Annotated in this window: 16 protein-coding genes; 7 read left to right on the top strand and 9 right to left on the bottom strand. The window is 48.7% G+C overall.

What is annotated here, in order from left to right:
* Positions 1 to 74 precede the first annotated feature (74 nt).
* The 5 genes from C558_RS0101840 to C558_RS0101820 form a co-directional block, all read right to left on the bottom strand.
* Positions 75 to 1,835, bottom strand: a complete 1,761-nt coding sequence (locus C558_RS0101840) for a sensor histidine kinase (RefSeq protein ID WP_018754510.1) — start codon at positions 1,833 to 1,835, stop codon at positions 75 to 77.
* Positions 1,836 to 1,849: 14 nt separating this feature from the next.
* Positions 1,850 to 3,433 carry a response regulator gene (locus tag C558_RS0101835; protein WP_018754509.1) on the bottom strand — a complete coding sequence of 528 codons (1,584 nt, stop codon included), beginning with the start codon at positions 3,431 to 3,433 and terminating at the stop codon, positions 1,850 to 1,852.
* A 206-nt stretch (positions 3,434 to 3,639) separates the two neighbouring features.
* Positions 3,640 to 5,325 carry an extracellular solute-binding protein gene (locus C558_RS0101830; RefSeq protein ID WP_018754508.1) on the bottom strand — a complete coding sequence of 562 codons (1,686 nt, stop codon included), beginning with the start codon at positions 5,323 to 5,325 and terminating at the stop codon, positions 3,640 to 3,642.
* Positions 5,326 to 5,398: 73 nt separating this feature from the next.
* A complete protein-coding gene (locus C558_RS0101825) occupies positions 5,399 to 6,295 on the bottom strand; it encodes a carbohydrate ABC transporter permease (RefSeq protein ID WP_018754507.1) in 897 nt (298 codons plus the stop codon).
* A gap of 30 nt (positions 6,296 to 6,325) precedes the next feature.
* A complete protein-coding gene (locus C558_RS0101820; protein WP_018754506.1) occupies positions 6,326 to 7,288 on the bottom strand; it encodes an ABC transporter permease in 963 nt (320 codons plus the stop codon).
* A gap of 326 nt (positions 7,289 to 7,614) precedes the next feature.
* Between C558_RS0101820 and C558_RS0101815 the strand changes: the two genes are divergently transcribed.
* The gene (locus tag C558_RS0101815; RefSeq protein ID WP_018754505.1) at positions 7,615 to 8,592 is read left to right on the top strand and encodes a ring-cleaving dioxygenase; all 978 of its coding nucleotides are present in this window, start codon (positions 7,615 to 7,617) and stop codon (positions 8,590 to 8,592) included.
* 133 nt (positions 8,593 to 8,725) lie between these two features.
* A complete protein-coding gene (locus tag C558_RS0101810) occupies positions 8,726 to 9,508 on the top strand; it encodes a lipase family protein (RefSeq protein WP_018754504.1) in 783 nt (260 codons plus the stop codon).
* On the opposite strand, the gene C558_RS0101805 is transcribed toward C558_RS0101810, so the two are convergent.
* Positions 9,505 to 9,813: an MGMT family protein gene (locus C558_RS0101805; RefSeq protein ID WP_018754503.1), complete on the bottom strand. Its 309-nt coding sequence runs from the start codon at positions 9,811 to 9,813 to the stop codon at positions 9,505 to 9,507. The two genes, C558_RS0101810 and C558_RS0101805, sit on opposite strands and share 4 nt — an antisense overlap.
* A 125-nt stretch (positions 9,814 to 9,938) precedes the next feature.
* On the opposite strand from C558_RS0101805, the gene C558_RS32300 reads away from it, so the two are divergent.
* Positions 9,939 to 10,388, top strand: coding sequence for a hypothetical protein (locus C558_RS32300; protein ID WP_018754502.1), 450 nt, complete (start codon positions 9,939 to 9,941; stop codon positions 10,386 to 10,388).
* A gap of 81 nt (positions 10,389 to 10,469) precedes the next feature.
* On the opposite strand, the gene C558_RS0101795 is transcribed toward C558_RS32300, so the two are convergent.
* Positions 10,470 to 12,269 carry an SgrR family transcriptional regulator gene (locus C558_RS0101795; RefSeq protein WP_018754501.1) on the bottom strand — a complete coding sequence of 600 codons (1,800 nt, stop codon included), beginning with the start codon at positions 12,267 to 12,269 and terminating at the stop codon, positions 10,470 to 10,472.
* Between the two features lie 125 nt (positions 12,270 to 12,394).
* On the opposite strand from C558_RS0101795, the gene C558_RS0101790 reads away from it, so the two are divergent.
* The 4 genes from C558_RS0101790 to C558_RS0101775 are packed head-to-tail and all read left to right on the top strand — an operon-like array spanning position 12,395 to position 14,748.
* Complete coding sequence (locus C558_RS0101790; protein WP_018754500.1) at positions 12,395 to 12,583, top strand: hypothetical protein; 189 nt, start codon at positions 12,395 to 12,397, stop codon at positions 12,581 to 12,583.
* Between the two features lie 41 nt (positions 12,584 to 12,624).
* Positions 12,625 to 13,470 carry a lipoate--protein ligase family protein gene (locus tag C558_RS0101785; RefSeq protein WP_018754499.1) on the top strand — a complete coding sequence of 282 codons (846 nt, stop codon included), beginning with the start codon at positions 12,625 to 12,627 and terminating at the stop codon, positions 13,468 to 13,470.
* Between the two features lie 22 nt (positions 13,471 to 13,492).
* A complete protein-coding gene (locus C558_RS0101780; protein WP_018754498.1) occupies positions 13,493 to 14,122 on the top strand; it encodes a pentapeptide repeat-containing protein in 630 nt (209 codons plus the stop codon).
* A gap of 20 nt (positions 14,123 to 14,142) precedes the next feature.
* Positions 14,143 to 14,748 (top strand): pentapeptide repeat-containing protein, encoded by a 606-nt coding sequence (locus tag C558_RS0101775; RefSeq protein ID WP_018754497.1) that lies wholly within the window; start codon positions 14,143 to 14,145, stop codon positions 14,746 to 14,748.
* 164 nt (positions 14,749 to 14,912) lie between these two features.
* On the opposite strand, the gene C558_RS0101770 is transcribed toward C558_RS0101775, so the two are convergent.
* Together C558_RS0101770 and C558_RS0101765 are read right to left on the bottom strand one after the other, a co-directional pair.
* The gene (locus tag C558_RS0101770) at positions 14,913 to 15,221 is read right to left on the bottom strand and encodes an antibiotic biosynthesis monooxygenase (RefSeq protein WP_018754496.1); all 309 of its coding nucleotides are present in this window, start codon (positions 15,219 to 15,221) and stop codon (positions 14,913 to 14,915) included.
* 102 nt (positions 15,222 to 15,323) lie between these two features.
* Entirely contained in the window at positions 15,324 to 15,836 is a 513-nt protein-coding gene (locus tag C558_RS0101765) for a hypothetical protein (RefSeq protein WP_018754495.1), read from the bottom strand.
* Positions 15,837 to 15,899 lie beyond the last annotated feature (63 nt).

Below are 15,899 nucleotides of genomic sequence, written 5' to 3'. Positions count from 1 at the left end.
TAAAAAAGGATGATGCGCAGTGTATGGAACACACTGCGCATCATCCTTTTTTTATCATTCGTTGAGGAATCGAATTACGACTTCCCTCGCTGCGCCGGGATTCGAATCTGCACCGATGTGCCGATCCCAACGCGGCTATAGATCGATACGCCGTAAGGCGATCCATATTGCAGCTTGATCCGCTGATCGACATTGCGAACCCCGTATCCCGCATTCATATGTCCTTCAGGACCAAATAGCTGGTCGATGCGCTCTTGCTTCATGCCGATCCCATCGTCGATAACACGGAATAGAATATCTCCCTTGTCCATTTGTCCGACAATCCGCAGATGGATGCGATCCCCGCACCATGCATGCTTCAGGACATTTTCGAGGAATGGCTGCAGAATCAGCTTCATGGTCTCGTACGGCCAAATACCAGGATCGATATCGAACATAATCTCCATCCGGTCACCGTATTTGATCTTCTGAATCTCCAGATACGCGTTGGCTTGCTCAATCTCGGATGCCACAGGGATCATCGTCCGTCCTTCATTGAGGGTCAGACGGTAGAACTTCGCAAGCTCCAGTACGGTCTGCTGCACCTTCTCCGTCTCGCCGAACTTCGCCAGCCGGTTAATCGATGACAACGTATTATAGAGAAAATGCGGATTAATCTGTGACTGCAGCATCTCGAGCTCTGCTTCCTTCTTCTGAAGCTGCGTGAGATAGACCTTCTTGATCAGCCCATCAATATTCTCACCCATCTCGTTCAAGGCCGTTGCAATCTGTGAGAACTCATCTCGCCCTCGATAGGACATGCGTTTATGCAGATCTCCTTCGCGGAAGGCGTTCAACACCGATACGAATTTCTGAATCCGTACGGAGAAGTACTTCGAGACGAATACGCCGAGGAACGTAAATACAAGCAGACAGACAAGGCATACCCCCATAATGAATATCCGAATCTTATGTGCATCACGTTCGATAATCGTCGTCGGAATCTGGGCCACCAATTTCCAAGGGATACTGCTTAATTGTTCTTCAATCATCAGATAATGCGTTGCAGGATTCTCTGCTTCAAGCACCTGATTGGGCAAGGCCCCAGATTGATACATCACCCGTTCGTGCTCATCCCGAATCGAGAGTACGGTGCCCTCTCCGATTTTCTCAAAGTCGACGCTTCTAAAAATCTCCGGAATTTGAACGCTCAATCGCATGAAGCCGAACTCTTTGAGTCGTACGGGGTCCAAGCTGTCTACCATACGGCGCAATAGCGATATGCGGTTGAACTCGGCGTCACGTTCGATCTGTCGCCACTCCATTGTCTCGCCATACTTCTCTTCAGGGAACTCCTTGTACCAAGACTTCTCCGTAATCCGATCCAAATGATATAAATTATAAGTACGCCCGAGCAAATCGGGATTTTCTCGCTCATAGGACCCGTGATAGACCTCCGGAAGCGAGTCATTCCCAAGGAATACGGACATGGCGATATTCATCCCCGTCGCATTGACTGCAATATCGAACTTCGGCAGGACCAGCTTCGTTGTCCGTTCATAGCTCTCCCAGCCTTCCCGGAAGCTTCGTAGCTGCGTTGCCAAGGAATAATCGTAATAGAGCATCGAAGAGACACGCTTTACATCTTCGAGCTTGTATTCGATATTATCGCGAATCTGCAGCAATGTGCCTTGAATATTGTTCTCCGTCTGCGTGCGGATGGAATTCTGATACATCGAATTCGATACATATCCAATGACGATGACCGGAATCACGATGAACAACATATAGGTCAGCATGAGCTTGAAGCCGATCGGGAGGTACATCGATTTCTTCCTCTGTGTCTGTACTTGCATGCGACTATCCCCCGTTACCCTTCGCGTTTACGATATTCCATCGGTGTCATCCCGAACGTATCCTTGAATTGTCTACTGAAATAAGGCAGATACCGATAACCCACTTGATCCGCAATCTGATAGATCTTGAGCACCGGGTCCTTCAGCAGCTCGCGCGCCCGGTCCATCCGCATCTGAATGAGAACCTCACTGAAGGTCTTTCCGACCTCTTCCTTGAACAAATGTCCCAAGTAATTCGGGGAGAAGGAGAATTGATACGCAATATCTTTAAGCGTCAGATTTTCATGCAATTGGTCTTTCACCATTTTCAGAATCTCACGAATCAACTTACTGTTCTTCGAACTTGCCTTCTGGTGCAGGATTTCGGAGATCTCGAACACTTTGCGCACGAACCAAGAGCGAATTTCCAGCGTCGTATCGAATTGAAGGAGCACATCCAGGTTGTGCAGCTGCATGCCTAACATCTCGAACAAATCTTCGCCCAGCGTATGCAAATATTGATCCAGCTTCCAGACCATGTACATGGCGAGGTTGTGGACGGTAAACTTCGAGCGCAGCGCATTAACCGAGTAGAACAAATTATCGATTTCATCGTGAATACGAACCAACTCATAGTGCGACATTGCGTTGAACAAGGCATCTAGTCGGAATTCCAAGATCCGGGCATCGTCCAGCGCAGGTGCACGACGAACATCGACATAGTCGATGCGTTGTCCCTTGCCGAAGAACATTTTCCCGTCAATCGCCTCCAGCGCTTGCTGATAGGAAATATTCAATTGATCCAGACCATGAACGGCTTCGCCAACCCCGACGGTCATCGAACCCGAGAACAACGCCTTGGCGGTACGATACATATCACTTAGGCATTCGTGTATCCCGCTATCCGGCATCAGAATCGCAAGGCGATATCTGGACAGCTTGCATCCATGCTCCATGCCATGGCGTTTGGCAACTTCGTTCATCTCATAGAGAAACGAGTTCAGCATCTCTTGCTGCGCCGCACCCACATGCTCAACCGGCATCCATGCCAGAGCATCGAGCTCCAGCACAACAACATGCAGCGGCCACAGCAGCAGATTCAATCGATAGGAAACCGCGAGCTTCTGCAGCTTCTCCGATTGTCCCCAAGACAACTCCCCTTCGAACAGGCGAATCAGCAGATCATTCTTCGCCATCGGGATCATATCCTGATAGGTTTCCTCCGCATCACGGCGCTGCTTCTCTTCATCCAGCGCTTGCTTCACGCTAGTCAGTGAGGCAATCAACTCGTTATCATCCATCGGCTTCAATACGTAGCTAACTGCCTTTAGGGATAAAGCCTGCTTCACGTAGTGGAAATCCTGGTAACCGCTTACGAATAAAATGCGCAAATCACTTTTATATCCGAGTGCACGACGTGCCAGCTCAAGTCCAGACATGTTCGGCATGTTAATATCGGTGACTAATATATCAATGGACTGCTTCTCCATGACTTCGCATGCAGAGAATCCGTTATTTACGGCCCCGACGACTTCCATCCCCAGCTCTGACCAAGGGATAAACTGTTTCATCCCTTCCAAATCAAGCATTTCATCGTCCGCTAGCAATACTTTGTACATGGATGCAGCCCCCTTTGATTGTCCATTCGATCATTAGAGTTCTATGTAAAATACTCTACCAAGTATACCATCTCTTAAAGTTAAAGCGCTTGAATTTAAATATAAGAACAGTTTATTTGTGATACTAATAAATTCTTATATTCACAAAAACGAGGGTATACTAATGTGATTAGTATACCCTTCGCTTTAGCTCATTTCTGTCATGCTTATTTACCGCCGCTCATTTTCTTCAAGTTCTCTTGCCATTTGTTCGTCTCGAACTCTAACAGTTTAGGGAATCCTGCTGTGTCGGCATCCGCTGCCGCTTTGTCTAGAATCGCAAGCACTTCTGCATCGCTCTTCGCGAACAATGCTTTCGCTCTGGACTCTATGAAAATATCATTAATCCGTTGCTGTGCGATACCTTCCTCACTCTCAGGCATTGGAGACAAGTTCACGAGTTCTGTCGCATCGGATTGCGATTTCCATGTTACTGTACTTTGCCAGTGAGTTGCCCAGCTGCGTTTCTCAAGTGGTAATGTTGCTTCGTATTTCGCTTTCGTCTTATCTAGGAATACGGTGTTACCGTTCCACATCAGGTTCACCGTCTCACCTTGAAGCTTCGCGAGACCATCTGCATCCGTCACATAAGCGTCTGTAAATTTCGGCGTAAAGCCATCTTCCTCTACACCCTGCCAGTACTTACCTTCGGGTCCCCACATTTGAACCGATTGTCCTGCTGGGCCTGTATACCAATCCAAGAATGCGAAGATTGCTTCCGGATCTTTGGCTGCTTTGGTAATAACGGATACGTTCCATCCTAATTGTTTGTACGAACCAGGGAATACTTGATCCGCAGGTACGCCTTCAGCATGAACTGGAGGGATCATAATGTACCCGCCGTTAGGGTCTTTCTTCGCAAGGTCTGGTTGTGCCAGCTGTGCAATATCTGTCGGGCTGGATGTCGCATAGACAGCGACGCGTCCTGTCATCACTTTCTCTTTCTCTTGGTCCTTCGTTTGTGTCATTGCATCTTGTGTGATTAATTTCTCACGGAACAACTTGGATGCATAGACCATCGATTGACGGTACGGCTCATCCTTGAAGATCGAAGACAATTTGCCATCTACCGGAACGGCCATGAGGCCCTTCGCAGAATAGCCTTTGTTATCCGCTTTGAACGCGGAGTACAGGATATCAAGTCCTTGACCGTCTTTCGCAAGACCTGTCTCGAATGGAATGACATCTGGATATTTCGCTTTCACTTGCTTCAAATAGTTGTACAGATCCTCTGTTGTCTCGATCTTCGGTGAGCCAAGCTCGGTGTAGATCTTCTTATTCACAACATAACCTGCGTTACCATTTGGTTGGCTCGTATACCAGTTCGGGAACTGATACAATTTACCGTCCTCGGAACGCAGCATGTTCATACCATTCTCCGCGAACCACGTTTTCAAATTCGGATATTTATCTAGATAATCATCGAACGGCACGAGCATATCAGCCTGACGCAGCTTCTCCACATCTGGACCGCGGTCCATCCAAATCACGTCTGGGAGTTCGTTCGTTGCAATCATGGTATTCAATTTCTGTGCTGCGCTACCGCCGGATTGAATCGCTTTGATGTCGACTTTTTTATTCTCTTTAATCCATTTGGTTGCTTCATCTTGTCCCCACGTAGGCATCGTGTACCAATCATAGTGCCCGTAGAAGGTGAATTCGAGTGGCTCTTTGCCGAGCTCATACTTATCGCTTGCTGGTGTTACCTCTTCTGTCTTTGTACCCTCATTCGTCGTAGTACCTGACCCTTCCGCCTGTTTCTTCGTATCGGCGTTGCCGCCACACGCTGCCAGAAGAGATACGACTAGGAAGGCAGATAACACACACATAATCATTTTTTTCTTGTTCTTCATCTGACTGTTTCCCCTTTCAAAATTGGTTTTATGTCCAAAGCAAATGCTTCAAACGTCTCACGAACATCCCTTACTACTCTTTCAGGGATCCTACCAATACCCCTTTGACGAAGAACTTCTGTACGAAAGGGTATACCATAATAATCGGCAAAGTTGCCACCATCATCGTCGCCATCGAGAGCGATTTGCTCGTTACACTCTGCATCTTCGACATTTGGCTTTGCGCTGCTGCATCCAAGTTGGACATCTGCTCAGACATAATATTCGAGTTCAGAATTTGCTTCAGCATCGTCTGAATCGGAAGCAGGTTCTCATTGGTTATGTAGATACTCGGTGTGAACCAGTCGTTCCAATGGTAGATCGCCGTGAACAACGATAATGTTGCGATAACCGGACCGGAGAGTGGCAGTACAATGCGGAAGAACGTCCCCCAGTTGCCACAGCCGTCAATCTTCGCAGATTCCTCCAACCCTGCCGGAAGCCCATTGAAGAAGGTTCTGAAGATGATCATATTCCATACGCTGATAAGTCCCGGGATAATGAATACCCAGAAAGAGTTCATCATACCAAGGCTGCGGATCAATAAGAAAGTAGGAATAAGACCGCCGCTGAAATACATGGTAATGATACAGAGAATCATATAAAACTTGCGGCCCATTAACTCTTTCTTCGATAGACCGAAGGCGAAAATACTCGTTATCAGGATCGACAATATGGTTCCGATAATGGTACGCAACACCGAGACCCCAAAGCCGTTCAATAACCGTTTATCTTTGAAGACGACTTCATAGTTCTCCAGCGAGAAGCTCCTTGGCCAGAACGTCACGCCGCCCATCGCCGTATCCATACCTTTGTTGAAAGAGATAACCAGCGCGTTCCAGAACGGATAGAATGTTACAAAAGTAAGCAAAATAAGAAACGCGTATATAAAGATGTACATGATTCGATCCGATATTCCAAGTCTATTCATTCTTGACACACCTCCATGATGTCTTCATTCTTACCACAAGCTATTGCCTGATCGGCGCGCAAGGTAGTTCGCTATGGTGAGCATTCCTACACTAATGATGGCTTTGAACAAGCCGACAGCTGTGGCATACGAGTACCGTGAGTTCTGAATCCCGATCCGATACACGTACGTCTCGATGACATCGGATACTTCCCGCAAGACTGGATTGACACCGAGCAGCAAGATATCCTCGAAACCTGCATTCAGCAGGTTCCCGATCGCTAGAATCATGAAGATAATAACGACAGGCATGATAGAAGGAAGCGTAATTAGATAAATTTGCTTAAATTTGCTGGCACCATCCATCGACGCTGCTTCGTACATATGCGGATCAATACCCGCGATTGCCGCCATGTACACGATGGAACCGAACCCAATCTCTTTCCAGACGTTCGTCGTCACCAGGATGCTCCAGAACAGCTTCGGAATCGAGAGGAAATTAATCGGTTCATCGACCAAATTTAGATTCTCGAGCAGAATGTTCACACTACCGTTATCCGTCGACAAGAGCGACATGACGATCCCAGCAACAATAACCCATGACATAAAGTGAGGCAGATACGTAATCGTCTGCACGACACGCTTGAACAGCATGTGTCTGACCTCATTGAGCATCAGCGCCAAGATGATCGGTGCCGGGAATCCAATACACAGCTTCAGGAGACTGATGACGAGCGTATTCCGCATGACGTTGAAAAACTCCGGTGAGTTGAAGAACATTTCGAAATGCTTGAGCCCTACCCATGGACTGGCGGCGAACCCTTTGAAGATGCTGTAGTCCTGAAATGCCATCAATACGCCGTACATTGGAATATAACTGAAAATAATGATGAGCAGGATCCCCGGTATGACCATCATCTGCAGATCAATCTGCTGCAAAAACCGGCGGAGTGGACTGCGCTGCGTTGTTCGGACCTCTACATCCGTGTCTAACTCTGGTTGAACTTGCGCCATGTCATGGCCTCCCTCGTCTGAATTCTTATATGACAGTGCGTTCGGTGATCATTCATGCGAACCACTTGACGGCTCTACTGCTGCAACTTCCGAAACAGCTAGCACATTGACGTCTGTCTGTCCTCGTATGCTGTATTTCCATTGTAAAGTTTAAGCGCTTACACTTATAGGTGCTCAATCAACGAAATGTGATACTTTTCCATGAAATTTATGTTTTACAACGATTTAGTTGACAAGAACAGCAAACAGCGTTATATTATCTTCAAGTAAAGATATTTGATATAAAGATAAATGCAAAAATTAAACATATAATGGAGGATGACATCATGAACGGATTAAAAGGCATTCACCACGTAACAGCCATTACAAGCAGCGCAGAGAAGAACTATGATTTCTTCACCAATGTATTAGGGATGCGCCTTGTGAAGAAGACCGTTAACCAAGACGATATCCAGACGTATCACTTATTCTTCGCCGATGACAAAGGCAGCGCAGGAACCGATATGACCTTCTTCGATTTCCCGGGCATTCCAAAAGGGCAGCATGGGACAGATGAAATCTCCAAAACATCGTTCCGCGTGCCAAGCGATGCCGCATTAGACTATTGGGTACGCCGATTCGATCGCCTCGGTGTACAGCATACAGGCATCAAGCCGCTTTTCGGCAAGCAGACCTTATCGTTCGTCGACTTCGATGATCAACAGTACCAACTAATCTCTGATGAGCACAATGTCGGCGTGGAATCCGGTACACCGTGGCAGAAAGGTCCGATCCCGCTCGAATATGCTATTACCGGCTTAGGTCCCGTCTTCGTACGCGTCTCGGATGTGGAGTTTTTCAAGGAAGTCCTTACGAAAGTACTGATGTTCAAGCAAATTGCACAAGAAGATTCGCTCTACTTGTTCGAGGTTGGCGAGGGCGGCAACGGCGCGCAAGTGGTCGTGGAGCATAACGTGATTCTTCCACGGGCGCAGCAAGGGTATGGTACCGTTCATCATGCAGCCTTCCGCGTCGAGGATCGTTCGGTATTGAAGGAGTGGATTGGTCGTCTGGACAGCTATAAATTCCCGAATTCCGGCTATGTTGACCGCTTCTTTTTCGAGTCATTGTATGCGAGAGTTGCACCGCAAATCTTATTCGAATTCGCTACAGATGGACCTGGTTTTATGGGGGATGAGCCGTATGAAACGCTGGGTGAGAAGCTGTCACTCCCACCATTCCTCGAATCCAAACGTGAACAGATTGAGAAGATGGTTCGTCCGATTAATACGGTTCGGAGCACGATTGCATATGTGAAGGAATAATAGAGATCGCTAACGTAAACGCCAAAGACCTTTCTAAGGTTTTTGGCGTTTTTGGATGAAGCACAAATCCATGGAAAAATAGGCACCTCACACGCCCACATCTAATATAGTGTAGGGAGAGGTGGGGATAACGATGAGTGCGAACGGGTTTCAGGTGCGAATGGCTATTTTTCTAGCGGCTGTCTGTGAACAGACCTACAACCAGTATAATGACCCGAATGGCCAATTCGTCGTCCCCTACGGCTACCAAACCACGGCGGAAATCTCGGCCAAGTCCTTCCGCGGCGAATGGGAGCGCTTCGGCTTTGTGCTCGAATCCGAATCCGATCTCATTATCGCTTTTCGCGGAACCGTCTCGACTTCGGATTGGATCTCCGACGCCATCGCGGTGCAGACCCCTTTCAAATTCGTCAACAACGCCGGGCTTACGCACAAAGGATTCACTGATATCTACACTTCTGCGCGCACGCAAATTCTAGAGCTCTTGGGCAAGCTCCCTGCGGGCAAAACCGTGTACATTACCGGGCATAGCCTGGGAGGTGCACTCGCCACCTTCTGCGCGATCGATGTCGCCTCGAATACGCCGTTCACGACCCCTTGGGTCTATACGTTCGGATCGCCGCGCGTTGGGGACCCCGCTTTCTCCAAAGCTTTTATCCGCCTAGTGAAGGGCAGCTATCGCGTCAACAATCTGGTCGATGCCGTCACCCATATCCCGCCGTTTATCTATAAACTCCCGAAACGAAAAAAGACAATTTTCTATACGCATGTCCGCCATTCCGTGTCGATGCTGTTCCAGAACGGGTCACCGGGCAATAATCACATTATCGGCAGTTATTTTGAAGCCCTCACCAAAGAAGACCCGCTCTACGCGCGTCAGCTCTGCACGGGCAATCCCGGCTTCTGTCCAGTTTAAGTCTCATCCCATTGGTATCGTTCAAGATTCACACAGCCTGCCGTGTCGAAATGCACTCCTTCTCCTTCCAATAATGACTGCTGCACAGAACGGGAAATATCGTCTTGCAGCGCAATTCCTCCGCTCTTGTTCACAACGCGATGCCAAGGCAGATCATACTTCCCGCTTAAGGTATGCAGCACGCGCACGACTTGTCTTGCGGCTCGCGGACTCCCTGCTGCCCTGGCGACTTGTCCATATGTCATCACTTTACCCTCAGGAATTGAGCGCAGGATGCCGATAACAGATATAGTAAAAGGTTGCATGTCTCTCCTCCTCGATGATTCAGGAATTGTATCGTGCAAAATGTGTGGAATCCTCCCCATTATATCCTTTTACTTATCTGTACAGGTATACTAGTAGTAATTCATGAAGCAATTGAGGTGAGGGAATGTCATTGAACGTAGATAATTGCAAGCGTTGCGGGAATATTTTTCAGAAATATTTTTCGGAATTTTGCCCGGAATGTTATGCATTTATTCGATCCGAGCTTGAGCGAAGCAATACCTACCTGAAGAACAATCGGAACGTCAGCCTCCATGAGCTTAGTGAAGCCGTCGAAGTGCCGATTAGCAAGCTGATTAAATATATCAATGAAGGCAAGCTGTTTTCGCTCGATCATCCGAACTTGAGATATAACTGCTATTTCTGCGAGCATCAAATCCACCGCGGATATCTATGCAAAGAATGTGCTCTTCAATTCAAGCTGGAAGTCAAGCATCTATTCCTCGAGGACGGCTATGAATATGATGAACAGACGAACCAAGTCCGTAATGTCGCCAAACGGCCTGATTGGAACGGCAGAGATAAGTTCACGGTAGGCAAAATAAAGAAGCTGTAGATCAATACATAGGGAAAGACAAAAGAGGCTATCACTGATGTGATAGTCTCTTTTGGTTAGGATGCGAATTGTTGCTGCTCCCTATGTCGACGCGACCCAGACATCCTTAAAATTCACCCACCCTAGCGAATTTAATCCAACGCCACGCACACTTGGATGGGAATGGGTACCCATTTTATTATGCAATAAGAACAGAATAAAGCCATCATCCCGTGCACGCCGCTCTATAGCAGATAGACGAGCACGTCGCTCCGTCTCATCCGGCGTAGACAATACTTGCTCAATGCGTTCCCGTACCCAAGGATGGAATTCAGGCAACATAAATTCTTTGATAGAGCCCCCGTCTTGCTCATACATCTCAAGAAGGCAGACTTCATCCTCCGCAAGCACGATACAGCTCAAGATGCCGTCAGCCGTATGCATCACCTCCGGTTCACGTATGGACTGCCAAGTGGCAATTTCAATACGCACCTCGATCCCGTATGCCGCGCAATGCTGCTGGATCCAATGCACTTCCTTCTCATGACCCTCATGCGTCATGAGTGTGATCGGCGTACCATCATATCCCGCCTCAGCCAACAATACCTGAGCATAATCGGGGTCGTATGGATCCCCCTCATGCGGTGTCTGCTCATTCGGGTAGAACCCATAGGCAGGATATACCCAGTTATCTCCCAGCTCCTCGAGCATCCGCTGCCTGTCGATTATGGCATTCATCGCTCGACGGAACGCAATGGACCGCTGCGGCCCTTGCTTGCGCATGTTCCATACCACCAGACTGCAACCACGAGGCAGCAACTCAACCTTCGTCCATGCATCGTTAGGTTCTTGATGGAGTGAATCCTGACCGTAGAGCAGTTTCTGCCACTTGTTCGACTTCGTACGCGGAGCAGCTTCCCTCGGCACATAGGCCAACATCACGCCGTCCAAATGCGGACGGCCTTGGAAATAGCTCGTATGCGCTTCTAAGACAAATTGGTTCTCGCTCCATTCCTTCAACCGAAACGGCCCTGTCCCGATGGGTAAAGACCAGAATTCCTCTTCCGTCAACCCTCCGAAGTCATACGGTACAATGGACAAGGAAGCTGAGCAGAGGATGCGCAGGAACAACCAATGCGGCCTAGTGAGATGAATCCGAACCACATAAGACCCCAGGGCTTCAGCTCGGTCTAGTGTACGCAGCATCCAGCTCTGGATTTTATTACGCTCCGACAGCCTCGTCATCGAGAAGACCACATCTTCGGCCGTTAACTCGCGCCCGTTGTGGAACAGAATCCCTTTGCGCAAATAAAACGTCCAAATACTTGCATCCTCATTATGCTCCCAAGCGTGTGCGATGGAGGGCATGTATCGCTTATATTCCTCGCTGTAATAGACGAGCTGGTCGAACAGCTGACGAATCATATGACTATCAAAAGCGTAGACGAGTTCAGCCGGGTCGAGCGTCTGGATCTGATAATAGCTCGGTATTCGCAAAATGTCTGCTTGCGGCTTGCCCGCCCATGATTCCGTCTTATAGCCAAATTGGCTGTCGAGCCAATCGACAAATTTACTGAGCACTTGTGTCCCATCACTATACGTATGCAGCATATCAAAAGCTTGTTTATATTCGCCCAGCTCCGCACGCTCTTGCGACAATTGCAGTAGTAGACTGTCTTTGTCTACTTGGAAGGTTAGCCGTGACAAGTTCCCGCGTCCTCTTCCCGCTTGCCAAGTAATCCAGCCCTCATCTTCAAGCCTTCGGATAATCAACTTCACATTACGAACCGTGCAGTAGAGCACTTCGGCCAACTGATCGAGCGAGACCTCCACCCCCGCGCCCTTCCCGATCGGCATCGCATATTTATCGTATAATACCGCGTATCTCTCTAAGGGCAGCATAGGTACCTCCTTTCCCCTATTTGGAAAATATGATGTTAAAAGAGGAAATATTTTGATAAAACTATACTCTTTTTCTCCCCTGTTGGCGAGAGCATAATGAACTCAAGTAAAGGGGGAATTTGGATATGACACTGTCAGATATATATGTCAGAGAACAGCTGGATGAATTTATGAAATCCGAATTAGCACAGAAGGATCGACGTGGAATTCTCAGACACCAAGCGAACTTGGCTTCCACAAGAAAATCTTGGTGGTTACGAATCGCACAATCGTTGCAGAATGTCGTACATTTGTTCCATAATAGAACTAACTAACCGAACGTATGATTCGATGTTCAAAAGGAGCTCCCTCTGCCATGACGATCAACCCGCTAGACGGACTACGCAACATGCTGCTGCTGGATCGAACGAATGACTTGAATGAACCGAACGTGCTGTATCCTTTCGCGCTGGATGAGATCTTATGCCGACAGACCGGACGCGGCGGCCCTGCCATCTGCCATCTGTGGCGCCATCCGAACGCCTTCGTGCTCGGTCTGCGAGACAGCCGATTGCCGCAGGTGGCGGACGCGTGGGCTTGGCTTGAAGATCAAGGCCGTTCGACTGCGGTACGCAATACGGGCGGTGCAGCCGTGCCGCTCGATCTTGGTGTCATCAATATTTCGCTGATCTTGCCAAAGACCGCAGAGACGGAACGCCACTTCCATAACGATTTCGAACAAATGTATGCTCTGATCCGTGAAGCTCTTCAAGCAACTGGCGCACTTGTAGAAAAAGGGGAAATCCAAGGTGCCTTCTGCCCAGGCGATTTCGACCTTAGTATCGATGGGCGTAAGTTCTGCGGCATTGCTCAGCGCCGACAGTCGCATGCTTACATCGTACAGGCATTCGTCATTGCGGAAGGAAGTGGACAAGCGCGTACACAGCTGACACGCGGATTCTACGATCGTGCCACGGTCGGCGGCGACCCTGCACAGCTGGATTTCCCGCTCGTGGAAGCATCGAGTACAGCTAGTCTTCAAGAGCTGACCACCATTGGCGCAGATGCGTCACGCGTGTTCACCGATGCGGTGAAGCAAGTCATTCGCAGCCTTCAGACGAAGGAAGGCATGCAGATGGCTTCTTCTACGTTATCCCTTCCTTCCCCGGATGTCGTGCATGCGATGGCGAAGACTTTGAGCGAACGTTACGGTATTCACTAAAGATCGGAGGTACGTAAGAGAGATGAAGATCGATGCACCGAAAATCCCAGCAGAACTCCCAGAACTGCCCCCGATATTCACCTTGTGTTCGAAGGACGAATATCATCTTGGGGTACTATCCGACCTCACCATAGAGGAGCAGGATGCAAGTAGGGTTTCGTTCGAGAAAGTCCACTTCAAGAACGTTACGATCACAACGTCAACGCTGACCATGATGGAGATTACGGACGTGATTTTCGAATCCTGTGACCTCTCCAACGTCAACCTGACCGATGCCTTCATTCATCGGAGCTTGTTCGTGAATTGCAAGCTGATGGGGACGGACTTCACCGGAACCCGCTTCCAGAATGTGAGGTTCCAGCGCTGCATTGGCGATTATGCGAATTTCCGGCAAGCGAAGTTCAAGCAGGTTGTGTTCGAGGAGAGTTCCTTCAAGCAGGCTGACTATTGGCAGTCCACCATGATCAAAACTGCATTCGACGAATGTCACATCGATCAAGCCATATTTTCCGGCACCAAGCTGGAGGGGGTTGATTTAAGCAGCTGTGAATTCAGCAGTTTGGCCGTGGAAATTGAGGATTTGAGAGGATGTATCATCGCACCGAAGCATGCTTCCTCTTTTGCCGGACTCTTAGGACTTGTCATTAAATAAGCAACATAAGGAGGGATTCCATGTATCAGTATGTCGACGAACATTTTCAAGAAGTCATCTTTAGCGGTCGGGATTTACGGTTCGGCGAACTGATTCGCTGCACATTCGAACGCTGTAAGTTCCAGGGTACCTCCTTGGAGGAATTCACGACGACCGGTTGCCGATTCATCGAATGCAACTTTCACGGCGCGCAGCTCAATGGTTCAATCCACACCGACACGGCTTTTGAGAACTGCAATTTCAATGAGGCGAACCTCTTCGTGGCCAAATTTACGAACTGCAAGCTGGTCGGGTCCGACTTCTCCAAGACCCAGATGGACGGCATCACGCTGGAGAAAGGCGACTGGTCCTATACCAATCTTCGATACACCCGACTCGCCAAGCAAGACTTGCGTGACATTCGATTTGTCGAGACGGACTTCTACGGCGCGAACCTGGAGAAAGCGAATCTTCGAGACTGCGATCTCACCCGAGCGCATTTGGCCAAAACCAATCTGCAAGGAGCAGATCTTCGTGGCGCCGTAATGGATGGTGTTGATTTCAAGTCCATGGAGGTCAAGGGTGCGCGCATGGACTTTACGCAGGCAGCTCAATTTCTACGTGCTTATGGTGCCAAGGTGGATTAAGGCGTTGCAGCGTCATACCTCCATCGACAAGCATAAACGACTTCGTCGTCCTTGTAAGGACGGGAAGCGTTTAAGCGAGAAATATAAGAAAAACAGTTTATTTGTGAAACTTATAAATTCTTATATTTTGAAAAAAAGGAGACCTCAATCGGTCCCCTCCTCTGCTATGCATTGTGACTAACAACCATCTGGTATTTATTCAGCGAAGCACCGAGCATGTATTCCTTACTATCCCCAGCACCGCGGTGAGATTCACGGAATGCCTCACTGGATGTCCAGTTCTTGAATGCCTCTTCATTCTCCCACACGGTGCAGACCTTCAGTTCTTCTTCGCCTTCTTGTCCGGCACCGAGCCACGCTTCCATCCGTACAAAACCAGGCATCGCCTGTACACCTTTCGCTTGTGCGAATCGCTCTGCGATTTTACTGCCGAATCCTTCTTTGATCCGAATCGTATTCGTTACAACTAACATCTCTCTCGCCTCCGCTATGAATGATTAGAGCTTATCGGCTGGCCCGATAGGTCCTTGAACCAGGATTTCCCTATCCATTCCATTATAGCGAATGATCTAGCCTTAGAACAAATTGAAGAACCACTCGAACAAATCCCCGATAATCGGAATAAGACCGAACCCATGCGCACCAATCGCCACGATTCCAAAAGCCCATTCACCAATACTGACGACCCCCAGTGCTTTCTCGGCAATCGCAACCGCGCCTAATGCCCATTCCCCAATCGCGACGGCGCCAACGGATATGCCGGAAGCAATCGCCACGGCACCAGCCGCGAGCGAACCACTCATCGCAACGGCTCCTAGTGCCAGCCAAATCCCGAGTGCAACTGCACCGAAGGACAGGATGCCGAAGCTAATTGCACCGCACGCGATTAGACCCACGGCAATGTCGCCAATCGCAATCAAGCCGATCGCAACCTTAGGACGCGGAGCAAATCCACTCCGGTGCTGATTCGCATTACTTCGGATACTAATCACTGGAAATTGCGGCGAAGGCCATTGGTAATCTATCTCTTGAAGGCCCCCGAACCGCCTCGTCATAAACGCCATCAAAGGATGCATCCATTGCATCATCTACTCATCCCACCTATTCTATCTCATAATCCGTCTTCAGTATTACTATTGTACAATCTTTTC

Origin of the sequence: Paenibacillus terrigena DSM 21567, assembly GCF_000374845.1 — a bacterium.
GTDB classification, from domain to species: Bacteria; Bacillota; Bacilli; order Paenibacillales; family Paenibacillaceae; genus Paenibacillus_K; species Paenibacillus_K terrigena.
The sequence above is the reverse complement of the archived record's forward strand: the minus strand, read 5'-3'. Positions and strand labels throughout refer to the sequence as shown.